This window comes from Pseudomonas sp. OVF7, assembly GCF_030644265.1.
In the GTDB taxonomy this organism is placed as follows: Bacteria; Pseudomonadota; Gammaproteobacteria; order Pseudomonadales; family Pseudomonadaceae; genus Aquipseudomonas; species Aquipseudomonas gorinensis.
The window spans coordinates 5,187,923-5,202,308 of record NZ_CP128996.1 but is presented as its reverse complement, the minus strand read 5'-3'; the positions used below and the strand labels follow the sequence as shown (position 1 = coordinate 5,202,308).

9 protein-coding genes are annotated in these 14,386 nt (G+C 62.3%); 2 read left to right on the top strand and 7 right to left on the bottom strand.

Annotated elements, in window-relative coordinates; all coding sequences use genetic code 11:
• Positions 1-74: 74 nt before the first annotated feature.
• The 3 genes from preA to hydA form a co-directional block, all read right to left on the bottom strand.
• On the bottom strand, positions 75-1,349 hold the full coding sequence (gene preA / locus QU606_RS23450) for an NAD-dependent dihydropyrimidine dehydrogenase subunit PreA (RefSeq protein WP_024076294.1): 1,275 nt from the start codon (positions 1,347-1,349) through the stop codon (positions 75-77).
• Positions 1,349-2,716 carry an NAD(P)-dependent oxidoreductase gene (locus QU606_RS23445; RefSeq protein WP_024076293.1) on the bottom strand — a complete coding sequence of 456 codons (1,368 nt, stop codon included), beginning with the start codon at positions 2,714-2,716 and terminating at the stop codon, positions 1,349-1,351. The genes preA and QU606_RS23445 overlap by 1 nt, the downstream gene beginning before the upstream one ends.
• Before the next feature lie 160 nt (positions 2,717-2,876).
• Positions 2,877-4,316, bottom strand: coding sequence for a dihydropyrimidinase (gene hydA, locus QU606_RS23435; RefSeq protein ID WP_102624294.1), 1,440 nt, complete (start codon positions 4,314-4,316; stop codon positions 2,877-2,879).
• Between the two features lie 592 nt (positions 4,317-4,908).
• On the opposite strand from hydA, the gene QU606_RS23430 reads away from it, so the two are divergent.
• Complete coding sequence (locus QU606_RS23430; protein WP_150055858.1) at positions 4,909-6,396, top strand: NCS1 family nucleobase:cation symporter-1; 1,488 nt, start codon at positions 4,909-4,911, stop codon at positions 6,394-6,396.
• A 24-nt stretch (positions 6,397-6,420) separates the two neighbouring features.
• Positions 6,421-7,704 carry a Zn-dependent hydrolase gene (locus QU606_RS23425; protein WP_024076290.1) on the top strand — a complete coding sequence of 428 codons (1,284 nt, stop codon included), beginning with the start codon at positions 6,421-6,423 and terminating at the stop codon, positions 7,702-7,704.
• A 62-nt stretch (positions 7,705-7,766) separates the two neighbouring features.
• Here QU606_RS23425 and QU606_RS23420 read toward each other — a convergent pair whose 3' ends face one another.
• The 4 genes from QU606_RS23420 to QU606_RS23405 form a co-directional block, all read right to left on the bottom strand.
• Positions 7,767-8,225, bottom strand: coding sequence for a transposase (locus QU606_RS23420; protein ID WP_069076561.1), 459 nt, complete (start codon positions 8,223-8,225; stop codon positions 7,767-7,769).
• Positions 8,226-8,482: 257 nt separating this feature from the next.
• Positions 8,483-9,901, bottom strand: a complete 1,419-nt coding sequence (locus QU606_RS23415) for an efflux transporter outer membrane subunit (protein ID WP_069076560.1) — start codon at positions 9,899-9,901, stop codon at positions 8,483-8,485.
• The gene (locus QU606_RS23410; protein ID WP_024076288.1) at positions 9,885-11,054 is read right to left on the bottom strand and encodes an efflux RND transporter periplasmic adaptor subunit; all 1,170 of its coding nucleotides are present in this window, start codon (positions 11,052-11,054) and stop codon (positions 9,885-9,887) included. Before QU606_RS23410 ends, QU606_RS23415 begins: the two co-directional genes overlap by 17 nt.
• The gene (locus tag QU606_RS23405; RefSeq protein ID WP_024076287.1) at positions 11,044-14,265 is read right to left on the bottom strand and encodes an efflux RND transporter permease subunit; all 3,222 of its coding nucleotides are present in this window, start codon (positions 14,263-14,265) and stop codon (positions 11,044-11,046) included. Before QU606_RS23405 ends, QU606_RS23410 begins: the two co-directional genes overlap by 11 nt.
• Between the last annotated feature and the right edge of the window lie 121 nt (positions 14,266-14,386).

The following is a 14,386-nucleotide window of genomic DNA, read 5'->3' as shown; positions in this document are numbered from 1 at the left end:
CAGTGGATCGCATTCTTTCAGACATAATGCGCTCAATGTGGGAGGGGGCTTGCCCCCGATAGCGGTCTACAGGACTACACCGCCTCCCGGTAGGGATTACGCGGATCCTGCGTCCAATTCAAGAACGGCTTGCCGGTGTCCACCGGTACCATCTCGATGCAATCCGCCACCGGGCAGGTGATCTGGCACAGGTTGCAACCCACGCACTCGTCGTCGATCACCTCGTACTGATGGGTGCCGTCCGCCTGTTTCAAACTGGCGATGGCCTGGTGCGACGTATCTTCACAGGCAATATGGCAACGCCCGCAGCCAATGCACGTCTCCTGATCGATCTTGGCAATGACCTGATAGTTGATGTCCAGGTACTTCCAATCCGTGGTGTTGCCCACCGCCCGCCCGGAAAATTCTTGCAGGCTGGTGTAACCCTGACTGTCCATCCAGCGTGACAATCCATCCTTCATCTCTTCCACAATGCGAAACCCATGCAGCATCGCCGCCGTGCACACCTGCACCGCGCCGCAGCCGAGGGCGACGAATTCCGCCGCGTCGCGCCAGTTGCCGATGCCACCAATGCCGCAGATCGGCAGGCCTTGGGTCTGCGGGTCGCGGGCGATTTCGGCGACCATGTTCAGGGCAATCGGCTTGACCGCCGAGCCGCAGTAACCGCCGTGGGTGCTCTGGGTGCCGACCATCGGCAGGGCGACCATGCGTTCCAGGTCCACGCTGGTGATGGAGTTGATGGTGTTGATCAGCGACACCGCGTCCGCACCGCCGCGATAGGCCGCCCGCGCCGCCACACGAATGTCGGTGATATTCGGCGTGAGCTTGACGATCACCGGCAGTGAGCAATAGGTCTTGCACCAGCGCGTCACCTGTTCCACATACTCTGGCACCTGGCCCACCGCCGCGCCCATGCCGCGCTCGGGCATGCCGTGGGGGCAACCGAAGTTCAGCTCGATGCCGTCGCAGCCGGTGGCTTCTACCAGGGGCAGGATGTTTTTCCAGGATGCTTCAACGCACGGCACCATCAGCGACACGATCAGCGCGCGGTCCGGCCAATCCTTTTTCACCTGGGTGATTTCCCTGAGGTTGATCTCCAGGGAGCGGTCGGTGATCAGCTCGATATTGTTGATGCCCAGCACTTCGCGGTTGGCGCCGTAGTGCGCCGAGTAACGCGACGACACGTTGACCGCCGCCGGGTCTTCACCCAGGGTTTTCCAGACCACGCCGCCCCAGCCTGCTTCAAACGCGCGGACCACGTTATAGGCTTTGTCGGTGGGCGGCGCGGAGGCCAGCCAGAATGGGTTGGGGGCCTTGATTCCGGCGAATACAATCGAGAGATCGGCCATTACGCAGCCTCCACGTTAAGCATGAGTTGGGCGTGCATGGCTTCGGCGGCCAGCTTGCCGTGTTGTACCGCTTGCACGGTGAGGTCCTGGCCGAGGCTGACGCAGTCGCCACCGGCATATACGCCGGGGATGCTGGTGCGCAGCTGTTCATCGACGAAGATACGCGCGCCGACGCGCTGCAGTTGTTGGGCCAGGGGGTCGTGCAGCGCCTCGTTATCGAAGCCCTGGCCAATGGCCTTGAAGATCGCATCGGCGGCCAATTCGAAGGTCTCTCCGGTGGGTTGCAGGCAGCCGTTTTCCAGGCGAGTGCGGGCGAAGCGCATACCGCGGACGTGGCCCTGGTCATCCAGCAGCACTTTTTCGGGTTGGGCCCAGGTCAGCAGGCGCACCTGATTGGCCTTGGCGATGTCCTGCTCATGCTGGGTCGCGCCCATGTCCGCCAGGCCTCGGCGGTAGACCAGGTTGACGTCGCGCGCACCGAGGCGGGCCATTTGCACGGCCATGTCGATGGCGGTATTGCCGGCGCCGAGCACGATGCAACGGTCGGCCAGGGGCAGTTGGGTCAGGTCGTCAGCCTGGCGCAGCTCGCGGATATAGTCGGTGGCAGCGAGCAGGCCGGGGGCGTCTTCGTGGGGCAGGCCGAGGTGTTTGCTGGCGGCCAGGCCCAGGCCAAGGAACACCGCATCGAATTGCTGGTGCAGTTCGCTCAAGGTGAGGTTGTCGCCCAGGCGCTGGCCGTGGCGAATCTCGATGCCGCCGATTTGCAGGAGGAACTCCAGTTCCTTCTGGGCGAAGTCATCCACCAACTTGTACTTGGCGATCCCGTATTCATTCAGGCCGCCGGCCTTTTCCCGCGCTTCGAAAATCACCACGTCATGCCCGTGCAGGGCGGCGCGATGGGCGCAGGCCAGCCCTGCGGGACCTGCGCCGACCACGGCGATGCGCTTGCCGGTGGGCGCGGCACGCTGGAACGGGTGTTCGCTGAAGTGCGCGTTGTCGATGGCGTAGCGCTGCAACAGGCCGATCAGCACCGGCGCGCATTCTTCGGCGTTGTTACGCACGCAGGCTTGCTGGCACAGGATCTCGGTGGGGCAGACGCGTGCGCAACTGCCGCCAAGGATGTTGGCCGAGAGGATTTTCTGCGCTGCGCCTTGGACGTTGTCGGTGTGGATATTGCGGATGAACGAGGGGATATCGATCTCGCTGGGGCACGCATTCACGCACGGCGCGTCGTAGCAATACAGGCAGCGCGAGGCTTCCAGTTGCGCTTGCCGGGCGGTGAGGGGCGGTGCCAGGTCGGTGAAATGGCTGGCGAGGGTGGCCCCGTCTTCAGGGGGATGGGGGAGGTGGCTCAGGGTCTGGATCACGGTGTTGGCCTCACGGTTATTTTGCCTCTGACGGGCATTTGCTGACGCAATGTGTAGGAGCGAGCTTGCTCGCGAAAAACCTGAGAGCGCCGTTGAGTATCAGGCTTCCCGCGTTTTCGTTAACGTTTTTCGCGAGCAAGCTCGCTCCTACATGGGGGGCTCAGCGTTTCACAGCCACCGGCCTGGAATACTCCGCCCGCTTGCTCAACTGCTCAAACACCGACGGATACGCCGGCCGTTCCACATAGCGCCCGGCACCGCGCTCGGCGCGCAGGTCGCCATCGGCCCAGACCAGCTTGCCCTGGCTGATGGTGTGGCTCGGCACGCCGCGCACGGTCTTGCCTTCGAAGATGTTGAAGTCCACTTGCTGGTGGTGGGTCTTGGCTGAAAGGGTGCGGGTGCCCTCGGGGTCCCACAGCACCAGGTCGGCATCGGCGCCGACGCGGATCGCGCCTTTGCGTGGGTAGAGGTTGAAGATCTTCGCGGTGTTGGTGGAGGTCAGCGCGACGTACTCCTGCATCGACAGGCGCCCGGTGTTGACCCCTTCGTGCCACAGCAGCGCCATGCGGTCTTCGATTCCCGCGGTGCCGTTGGGGATCTTGCTGAAGTCGTCGCGGCCGGCGGCTTTCTGTTCGGCGCAGAAGCAGCAATGGTCGGTGGCGGTGGTGTGCAGGTTGCCCGATTGCAGGCCATGCCACAGCGCTTCCTGGTGCCCGCGTGGGCGGAACGGCGGGCTCATCACATAGCCGGCCGCGGTGTGCCAGTCGGGATGCTGGTAGACGCTGTCATCCAGTAACAGGTGGCCGGCGAGCACTTCGCCGTACACCGCCTGGCCCTTGCCCCGGGCGTAAGTGATTTCGTCCAGGGCTTCCCGGGTTGAAACGTGCACCAGGTACAACGGCGTGCCGAGGGTCTCGGCGATACGAATCGCGCGGCTGGCCGCTTCGCCTTCCACCTGGGAGGGACGCGACAGCGGATGGGCCTCCGGCCCGGTGATGCCCTGGGCCATCAGCTTGCGTTGCAGGTGATACACCAGCTCGCCGTTCTCCGCATGCACGGTGGGCACCGCGCCCAGTTCCAGGCAGCGTTCGAAGCTGGCCACCAGGGTGTCATCGGCGGCCATGATCGCGTTCTTGTAGGCCATGAAGTGCTTGAAACTATTGATGCCGTGGTGGCTGACCAGCTCGGCCATTTCTTCGCGCACCTGCTCGCTCCACCAGGTGATCGCCACGTGAAAGCCGTAGTCGGATGCGGACTTTTCCGCCCAGCCGCGCCACTGGTGAAAGGCTTCCAGCAAGGACTGCTGCGGGTTGGGGATCACAAAGTCGATGATCGAGGTGGTGCCCCCCGCCAGGCCTGCTGCGGTGCCACTGAAAAAGTCTTCACTGGCCACGGTGCCCATGAAGGGCAATTGCATGTGGGTATGCGGGTCAATGCCGCCGGGCATCAGGTATTGGCCGCTGCCGTCGAGTATCTCAGTGCCGGCGGGAATATCCAGGTCCGTGCCAATGGCGCGAATTAGACCGCCTGCGCATAAAACATCGGCGCGGTAACTTTCATCATGGGTAATAACGGTGGCGCCACGGATCAACAGCGACATGTCGAGTTCCTCACAAGGCTTGACCGGCTTGTGCCAGTTCTAAGTGTTGTCATGCTGTTCACCGTGGGGTGCATAAAACCTGTCATCGGTGACAGGAATAGAAACTAGCCCGAGTTTTTAGAATGAGCAAGAATATTTTTTATAAGCTTATATAGATATTAACTTGTTGATTTATATGGATAAAAATTGAAAATCACCAAAATGTAGCGAACGCTCACCATTTTGACGCACTTGACAGGTTCTCAATATGAGCAACATTTCTTATTGCAAATCAGACGCTTGAGATATGCCGCTTGACGGGCGCGGTAAATAAAAATAATTGTGATGCACCAGATTGAGCCCTGAGGGTTCGGACAACTTTCGCGTTATTTAGCCTGAGTAGCGCGGCAAGTACCGCAGGCTCAATTGGAAAGCTGATTAACATCAGCACGTTATATAAGCGGTGCGGGTTGAAGGTCAGTGGTCGGCACGATTATTGAGTGCAGTGGCGGCTGGCCGGGCCCGTGATGTCGTGTTGTCAACGAGGTACTCCGGCCATCCTGCGTAAAGCGTGGGATGAGCAACAATAATTCGAAAAAACCGTGGAGCGGCCATGCAACAGAACAGATCGCAAGTCATAGAACGCAACGGCCTGTACGAACTCGACGCCGGCCCCGACGTCCTCGACAGCCCTCGCTACAACCACGACATGGCACCGACCAAGGTGCATGAACGCACTTGGAACAAGTGGCACATCACCGCGCTGTGGGTCGGTATGTCGATCTGTGTGCCCACGTACACCCTGGGCGGGGTACTCACGGCGTACTTCGGTTTGTCGGTGGGCGAGGCGCTGATGGCGATCCTGCTGGCCAATATCGTGGTGCTGATTCCGCTGACCCTCAACGCCTTCCCCGGCACGAAGTACGGGATTCCGTTCCCGGTGTTGCTGCGCTCGTCGTTCGGCATCCTCGGCTCCAACGTGCCGTGTCTGATACGCGCGCTGGTAGCCTGTGGCTGGTTCGGTATCCAGACGATGTTCGGCGGGTTGGCGATTCACCTGTTCCTGGGCTCGATTTTCGACGGTTGGAAGTCCCTCGGCGGCACCGGTGAAGTGATCGGCTTCATGATTTTCTGGACCCTGAATTTGTGGGTGGTGCTGCGCGGCGCCGAGTCGATCAAGCGCCTGGAAACCCTGTCGGCGCCGCTGCTGGTGGCGGTGGGCATTGGTTTGCTGGTGTGGGCGATGCCCAATGTCTCCCTTAGCGAGCTCATGGCCATTCCACCGAAACGCCCCGAAGGTGCCAGCCTCACCGGTTACTTCATGGCCGGCCTTACCGCGATGGTGGGCTTCTGGGCCACTTTGTCGTTGAACATTCCTGACTTCAGTCGTTATGCCAAAAGCCAGAAGGACCAGATCCTCGGGCAGATTTTCGGCCTGCCGCTGACCATGTTCCTGTTCGCGGCCCTGGGCGTGATCATGACCGCCGCCTCGGTGAAATTAGTGGGCGTCAGCGTGTCCGACCCCGTCACCTTGATCGGCCATATCCAGAGCCCGGTGTGGGTCGCCGTGGCCATGGCGTTGATCATCGTCGCCACCTTGTCCACCAACACGGCGGCGAACATCGTCTCGCCCACCAACGACTTCCAGAACATCGCGCCCAAGCTGATCAACCGCACCACGGCGGTGATCCTCACCGGCCTGGTCGGGCTGGCGTTGATGGCCCATGAGCTGCTGAAAAAGCTCGGGCTGATCGTCTCGGACGTGAGCCTGGAGACGGTGTATTCCAACTGGTTGCTGGGCTATTCGAGCTTGCTGGGGCCAATCGCCGGGATCATGGTGGTGGACTACTTCATCACTCGCAAACAGCAACTGGACCTGGCCGGTTTGTACCGCGACGACGTGTACCCGGCGTGGAACTGGAGTGGCTTTGTCGCCTTTGGCGTGCCGGTGGTGTTGACCTTGCTGTCGTTGGGCAGCGATGCGTTCAGCTGGTTCTACAGCTACGGCTGGTTTACCGGTTCGGCGTTGGGCGGGTTGTTGTATTACGGCTTGAATGCCAAGCGCGGAATCAGCCCGGTAGTCGTCAAAGTCAATTCATAAGAAATACAGCCTGAGGAGATCCCCATGAACGCTGCCCTCGACGTTCTGCAATCGACCCATCAGCACATCAACCGCGACCGTTTGTGGCAGTCGCTGATGGACCTGGCCAAACTCGGCGCCACGCCCAAGGGCGGCGTGTGCCGCCTGGCCCTCACCGACCTCGATCGCAAGGCCCGCGATCTGTTCGTGCAATGGTGCGAAGACGCCGGCTGTACCGTGACCATTGATGGCATCGGCAATATTTTCGCGCGCCGCCCTGGGCGCAATCCCAACTTGCCGCCGGTGATGACCGGCAGCCATATCGACACCCAGCCTACAGGCGGCAAGTTCGATGGCTGCTTTGGCGTGCTGGCGGGGGTGGAGGTGCTGCGCACGCTCAATGACCTCAAGCTCGAAACCGAAGCGCCCTTGGAAGTGGTGGTGTGGACCAACGAGGAAGGCTCGCGCTTCCCGCCGTGCATGATGGGGTCTGGGGTGTTTGCCGAAAAATTCACCCTGGCCGATACCTTGGCCAAGGTCGATGTGGACGGCGTCAGCGTGGGCGATGCGCTGAATGCGATTGGCTACGCAGGTACGCGTCCCGTCAGCGGGCACAAGGTCGGTGCGTATTTCGAAGCCCATATCGAACAGGGGCCGATTCTTGAGGATGAGAAGAAAACCATCGGCGTGGTGCTCGGCGCCCTCGGGCAGAAGTGGTTCGACCTGAAACTGCGCGGCGTTGAAGCGCATGCGGGGCCGACGCCGATGCACCTGCGCAAGGACGCCCTGGTAGGCGCGGCGGCGGTGGTGGCGGCGGTCAATGCGGCGGCGCTGGGGCATCAGCCGCATGCTTGCGGGACCGTCGGTTGCCTGCAGGCCTATCCTGGCTCACGCAACGTGATTCCCGGTGAAGTGCGCATGACCCTGGATTTCCGTCATCTGGAACCGGCGCGGTTGGATTCGATGATTGCCCAGGTGCGCAAGGTGATTGAGGACACCAGCGCCAAACACGGCTTGAGCTTTGAGATGGAACCCACCGCCGACTTCCCGCCGCTGTACTTCGATAAAGGTTGCGTGGACGCTGTGCGCGATGCGGCGAATGGCCTGGGCCTGTCGAACATGGACATCGTCAGCGGGGCAGGGCACGACGCGATTTTCGTCGCCGAACTGGGCCCGGCGGGGATGATCTTCGTGCCGTGCGAAGGCGGCATCAGCCATAACGAAATCGAGAATGCGGCACCGGATGACCTGGCGGCAGGCTGTGCAGTGCTGTTGCGCGCGATGGTGGCCGCTTCAGCCGCCATCGCCAGCGGCAAACTCGCCGCCTGAAAGGCACAAAAAAAATGTGGGAGGGGGCAAGCCCCCTCCCACATTTTGAACTGCGTTTGACGTTAGACCCAGATGGCATCCCACAATGGGTAGTCGCCAATCCGCTCCACCAACCCCGCCCGCAATGGATTCGCCACCACATACCTGGCCATTTTTACCAGGTCATCTTCCTTGCGCAGTGCCCGGTCATGGAAGCTCTCTTGCCAGAGCCGCCCCTTGCGACCACTTACGCCATTGACGGATCGCGTGCTCTTGGATTTCACCTGCCGCATCAAATCCGCCAGCGAGCCTTTCTGTAGCTCGATAATCCAATGAAAGTGGTCCGGCATGACCACCCAAGCCAGGGAGTTCGCCAGCCCTTGGTACTGGGCTAACCGAAATTGCCAGACCACCAAGCGACCGAGATGGAAATTGTTGAATATCGGTATGCGTTCGTGGGTGTTGGTGGTGATGAGGTAGATGCGGTTGGGTTCGCTGACGCGGCCGATGCGCAGGCGGTGTGAAGCGGGTAAATCTGCCATTCCCTGGCCCTCTCAAGATGTGCCTGGAGAGGCTAGATCGGAGGGCAAGAGGCTGATGGGCAGGCTTTTGGCAGGATGTGTCTGGAAGGGCGCTATCGGGGGCAAGCCCCCTCCCACAGGGGCTCAGCGGCGTTTATACATTATGTGTCTGACACAGCATCAGTGTGGGAGGGGGCTTGCCCCCGATAGCGGTGGGTCAGCTACGGATGAACTGGCTGTCCTCCTGCATTTAGCCTGAACGGTGCCTGAGGGCGTTGTCAGGCCTCAGGCTGCCAACCGCCGCCCAGGGCTGTGACCAAGCCGATACTCGCCTGCAACTGCCGCGTCTGCACCGCCTGCAATGTCCGCTGGGCTTGCAATGCCGCCGTCTGCGCCGTCACCACATCCAGGTAACTCACCGCGCCCGCCTGATAGCTGTTCATCGCCAGGGACTGGGTGTGCTGCGCCGCATCTGCCGCCGCTTGCTCATCCTGTGCCTCCTGCTGCAAATCCCTGAGCTGCGCCAGGTTATCTTCCACCTCACGCACGGCCTTCAGCACCCGGCTGCGATACTGCGCCGACGCCTCTTCAAACTCGGCCTTGGCCTGGCGTTCATTGGCACTCAAGCGCCCGCCATCAAAGATCGGCAAATTCACCAACGGCCCCAGCGCCCAATATCGATTCCCCGCAGACAGCAGGTTGCCCACCCCTTGCGTCTGCCCCCCGATCAACCCGGTCAAACTGAAATCCGGATACCACGCCGCCTTGGCCACGCCGATATTCGCATTGGCGGCAAACACCCGGCGTTCCGCCGCGGCAATATCCGGGCGGCGTTGCAGCAGGTGGCTTGGCAACTGCGAGGGAATCCCGGGCAGGGTCATCAGGTGTTGGCTCTGCGGCAGCGTAAAGTCACTGGCCGCCACGCCCACCAGTTCACCGATCGCATGTTCGGTGAGGTTGCGCTGGCCGGTGACTTCATCCAGTTGTGCCTTGGCTTCGGCCAGTTGATTTTGCGCGCGAGTCAGGTCCAGTTCGGAGGCGATCTGGCCTTCATAACGGCTGCGCGTCAGTTGCAGGGCCTGGCTGTAATCCTCCAGCGAACGGTTGAGAATCCGACGCTGTGCATCCAGCCCATTGAGCTGCACATACAGCGTCGCCAGCTGACGTTGCAGGCTCAGGCGCGCCACGGCCAAGTCATCGCCGGACGCTTGCGCCTGGGCATCACCGGCCGCGACCTGGTTGCGGATTTTGCCCCACAGGTCCAGGTCGTAGCTCAGGGAAAAACCGGCGGTGTTGCTGTTGTATACCGATGGCTGCGTATCCCCGCGCAGCGGCCGTGAATCCGATTGGCGCTGGCGCAACGGCTGCGCGCTGGCGGTGATTTGCGGGAACAGCCCGGCATGCAATTGGCTGGCATACGCCTGGGACGCATCGAAGTGCGCCAGCGCTGCCGCCAGGTCCGGGTTGGCCTCGATCAGTTGTTGTTGCAGCTGATTCAGGCGCGGCTCGTGGTAGAGCGTCCACCACTGCGGCGCCAGTTGGTCGGACGGCTGCGCGCTGTGCCATGGACCGTCGCTGGTCTGTTCGCGGTAGTTCGCCGGCAGGTCGATCGACGGCACGTGGTAGGTCGGCGCCATCGAGCAGCCTTGCAATGCCAGCAGCATCAACGCCGCGAGGGGCTTAAGCCTTGGGCGCATGCGCACCTCCGGAGGCGTCGGCCAGTTGCACCGGGTCGCCTTCGCGCAGGGCGTCGGGCGGGTTGTCGACGATGCGGTCAGCGGGTTTCAGGCCCTGGTCGATGACCAGGCGTTCGCCGAGGTCGAGGCCGATATGGATGTCTTGCAGGTGCACATGGTTCCGCGCATCGAGCACCGCGACCTGAGTGCCTTGGGCACGGAAGATCAGCGCACTGGCCGGGATGCTGACGCCATGGGTATCCGCCGGAATCGGCAGGGTGGCTTCGGCGTAATCACCGGGCAGCAGTTCGCCGTGGGGGTTGTCGGCGACGAACTGCGCGAGCAGGGTGCCGGAGCGACGGTCGATGGCGGTGGAGTCGCCGATCAGGCGCGCCTTGAAGTGTTTGCCGGGATGCTCAGGCACCGTCAGTTCGGCTTCCAACCCTGGGTGAATCACCGCCGCATAGTTCTGCGGTACCGGCACATAGAGGCGCAATTGGTGGGTGTCGGCGATGTTGAACAGTTCCGGATCGCTGTCGGTATCGGCCTTGATCAACTGGCCGATATCGGTGTTGCGCGCGGTGATGGTGCCGGCGAAGGGGGCCCGGATGGTCTTGTAGCTTTCCAGCGCCGATAGCCGTGCATAGTCGGCCGCGGCCGCCTCGGCGTTGGCCTTTGCGGCTGCGGCGTTGGAGGTTTTTTCATCGGCTTCCTGGCGTGACACCGAGTGGCTGCCCAGCAGGTTTTGCCAGCGTGTGGCGGTGGTTTCGGCCAAGCGTGCATTGGCCTGTTGCTGCACCAGGCGCGCATGGGTTTGCGCCAGTTGCTGGTCGAGGTCGGGGCTGTCGATCTCGGCGAGGATTTGCCCGGCCTTGACCTGGCTGCCGATATCAACTTTCCAGTCCTTCAGGTAACCGCTGACCCGCGCATGGATCGGCGCCTTGCTCCAGGCCTCGAGGTGCGCGGGCAGGCGCAGGGTGTCGCCGGCCACGTTCTGTTGTGGCTGGAACACCATGACTTGGGGGATGGCGGCGGTTTCGGTCCAGGCGGTGACCGATTGTTCGTGCATCGTGCGGGCATGCAGGCCGTTGGCGACCAACAGGGCGGCCAGGGTCAGGCCGCCGACACCCATGAGCATCAGACGCTTGCGCGAGGGGTTGTGATCAGACGACATGTGGGTTTTCTCCAGCAACTGCGCGAGTAGAGTGACGACCGTGGACCAGGCTGAAGACCACGGGAACAAATAACAGGGTGGCGACGGTGGCGCAGATCAAGCCGCCGATCACCGCTCGGCCAAGGGGCGCGTTCTGTTCTTCGGAAAGGGCCAGGGGCAACATGCCGATGATCATCGCCAGGGCCGTCATGCACACCGGGCGAAAGCGCGTATAGCCGGCTTCCAGCGCGGCCTTCAGAGCATCGCCATGCTCGGCCAGGCGTTCGCGGCAGAAGCTCACCACCAGGATCGAGTTGGCGGTGGCCACGCCCATGCACAGGATCGCGCCGGTCAATGCCGGCACCGACAACGACGTCCCGGTGAGGAACAGCATCCACACGATCCCTGCGAGCGCCGCCGGCAATGCGGTGATGATCACGAACGGATCGACCCACGACTGGAAGTTGACCACGATCAGCAGGTAGATCAGCACCACCGCGCCGAGCAGGCCAAAGCTCAAGCCGCTGAAGGCTTCGTGCAGCGCATCGATCTGGCCATGCAGGCTGATCACCGCGCCCTTGGGACGCATCGATGCGGTGTCGTCCAGCACTTTTTGCACGTCGCGGGCCACGCCGCCGAGGTCACGGCCTTGCACGTTGGCGTACAGGTCCAGGGTCGGTTCGATGTTGTAGTGCGTGACCACTGCCGGGCTTTGCACGCGGGAGATGGTCGCCACGCCGCCGAGGATCTGCGACTGGCCGTCGGCACCGGTCACCGGCAGCGCTTCCAGCGATGGCAGGCTGTCGAGACGATATTGCGGGGTGGCGGCGACGATGGAATAGGACACGCCATTGGCCGGGTTAAGCCAGAAGGTCGGTGCGGTTTGCGAGCTGCCGGCGAGGGAGGCGACCATGCTGTTGGTCACGTCCCGTTCGGTAATGCCCAGGCCGTTGGCGCGCATACGGTCGACATTCACTTGCAGCGACGGGTAGCCGGTGGACTGCTGGATACGCAGGTCGGCGATGCCGGGTACGTGTTGCAGTCGACGCTCAAGCTCCACGGCATAGGCGCGGTTTTCTTCATCGCTGCGCCCGGAGATTTTCACGTCCAGCGGGGCCGGCGCGCCGAAGTTGAGGATCTGGCTGCTGATGTCCGCTGGCAGGAAGGCGAAGTGGCTGCCGGGGAAACTCTGGGGCAGCGCCTCACGCAGTTTTTTCACGTAGTCGGCGGTGGGCGCGTGGCCCTTTTTCAGGCTGACCTGGATATCACCGTCCTGCGGACCGATGGTGCCGCTGCTGCTGTAGGCCATGTCGATGCCGCTCAGCGGAATGCCGATATTGTCGACGATGGTGTCCAGCTCTTCGGCGGGGATCACTTCGCGAATCCGCGCTTCAATCCGGTCGAAGGCCGCCGCGCTTTCTTCGATCCGCGTGCCCAGCGGCAGGCGCACATGCAGCGCCAATGCGCCGGCGTCGGTGGCGGGAAAGAAGTCCTGGCCGAGGCTCGGCAGCAGCAGGAACGACGCCAGCACACAGGCCAGGAAGCCGACGATAAAGCCCTTGCGGGTGCCCAGCGCGAGGGTCAGCAGGCCATGGTAGGTGTCGCGGATATTCGAGAAGTGACGCTCGAACCCCTGCTGGAAATTCAACACCGATTGCAGCAGGGCATTGCGCGGTTGGCGGTGCTGCTCGCCTTCGTGGTGGTTGATGAAGTCATCTTCCGGATGATGCCCCGCACCGGGCTCCGGCGTGTGCGGCTTGAGCAGGAACATCGCCAGGGTGGGCACCAGGGTGCGCGAAAGGATGAACGAACTGGCCATGGCGAAGATCACCGCCAGGGCCATCGGCCGGAACAGGTAACCGGCGATGCCTTGCAGCAAAAACATCGGCACAAACACGATGCAGATGCACAGCAGGGAGACGAATGCCGGGCCGACGATCTGCGCGGCGCCGTCGAGGATCGCGGTCTTCACCGCCTTGCCTTGTTCCAGGTGCCAGTTGATGTTTTCGATGGTCACCGTGGCGTCGTCCACCAGGATCCCCACCGCCAGCGCCAGCCCGCCGAGGGTCATCACGTTAAGGGTCTGCCCGCTGACCGCCAGCAGCGCGATGGCCGACAGCACGGCCAGGGGAATCGATGCGGCGATGATCAGCGTGGAGCGCCAGCTGCCGAGGAACAACAGGATCATTGCGCTGGTCAGCAGCGCGGCGATGATGCCTTCCTGGGCCACGCTGCCCACCGATTGCTTGACGAATACCGAGGCGTCGCCCAACAGCGAAGTCTTCAGCGACGGCGGCAGGGTTTCGTTGATGCGCGGCAGCATCTGGCGGATGCCGTCGATGATCGACAGGGTCGAGATGCTGCCGTTTTTCAACGCCGGCATCAGCACCGCGCGATGGCCGTCGACGCGCACGATATTGGTCTGCGGCGGCGAGCCGTCGCGCACGTGGGCCACCTGGCCGATGGTGATCAGTGCGCCATCAACCGTTTTGATCGGCAGGTCGTTGAGCTCATCGATGGCCTTCGGGCTGTTGTTGAGCAGGATCGTGTATTCGTTGGGGCCGAGCTTGGCGGTGCCCACCGGGATGATCTGGTTTTGCAGCGCCAGGGCGTTGCCCACGTCCTGCGCCGACAAGCCCTTGGCGGCCAGCGCCTGCGGGTCGAGGTCGAGGGTGATCTGGCGCTGTTTGCCGCCCATCGGCGTGGGCATGGCCAGGCCGGGCAGGGCGCTCAAGGGCAGGCGGATATTGTTCTGCACCAGGTCGCGGATCCTGGCTTCAGACAGCGTCGGGCTGGAGAACGCCATTTGCAGGATCGGCACCGTCGAGGCGCTGTAGTTGAGGATCAGCGGCGGCGTGATGCCCGGCGGCATTTGCTTGAGTACGGTTTGTGACACCGCCGTGACTTGGGCATTGGCGGTGCGGATATCCACGCCGGGTTGGAAGAAGATCTTGACGATGCCCATGCCGGGCAGCGATTGCGATTCGATATGTTCGATGTCGTTGACGGTGGTGCTCAAAGAGCGTTCATAGGTGTAGATCACCCGACCGGCCATGGCGTCCGGCGACAGGCCGTTGTATTGCCACACCACGGCGACGACGGGGATGCCAATATCGGGAAAAACATCGGTGGGGGTGCGCAGGGCCGCCATGGGCCCGACGATGCAGATAAATATGGCCAGCACGATAAACGTGTATGGCTTTTGCAGTGCGGTCTTTACCAGCCCGAGCATGCGTGAACCTCCGGAGGGAGCAGGATTGCAAACCCCGGCAGTCTTGACCGACCCACCTAACACGCACCTTTCAGCCAGGTGAAGGAAGTTTTAGTTATGCGCTGAAGATCGTTTCATGTGT

Bases quoted from the DNA above. Each gene is read 5' to 3' on its own strand.
- preA (WP_024076294.1), bottom strand. From the start codon at position 1,349: ATGGCCGATCTCTCGATTGTATTCGCCGGAATCAAGGCCCCCAACCCA.
- hydA (WP_102624294.1), bottom strand. From the start codon at position 4,316: ATGTCGCTGTTGATCCGTGGCGCCACCGTTATTACCCATGATGAAAGT.
- QU606_RS23430 (WP_150055858.1), top strand. From the start codon at position 4,909: ATGCAACAGAACAGATCGCAAGTCATAGAACGCAACGGCCTGTACGAA.
- QU606_RS23425 (WP_024076290.1), top strand. From the start codon at position 6,421: ATGAACGCTGCCCTCGACGTTCTGCAATCGACCCATCAGCACATCAAC.
- QU606_RS23420 (WP_069076561.1), bottom strand. From the start codon at position 8,225: ATGGCAGATTTACCCGCTTCACACCGCCTGCGCATCGGCCGCGTCAGC.
- QU606_RS23415 (WP_069076560.1), bottom strand. From the start codon at position 9,901: ATGCGCCCAAGGCTTAAGCCCCTCGCGGCGTTGATGCTGCTGGCATTG.
- QU606_RS23410 (WP_024076288.1), bottom strand. From the start codon at position 11,054: ATGTCGTCTGATCACAACCCCTCGCGCAAGCGTCTGATGCTCATGGGT.
- QU606_RS23405 (WP_024076287.1), bottom strand. From the start codon at position 14,265: ATGCTCGGGCTGGTAAAGACCGCACTGCAAAAGCCATACACGTTTATC.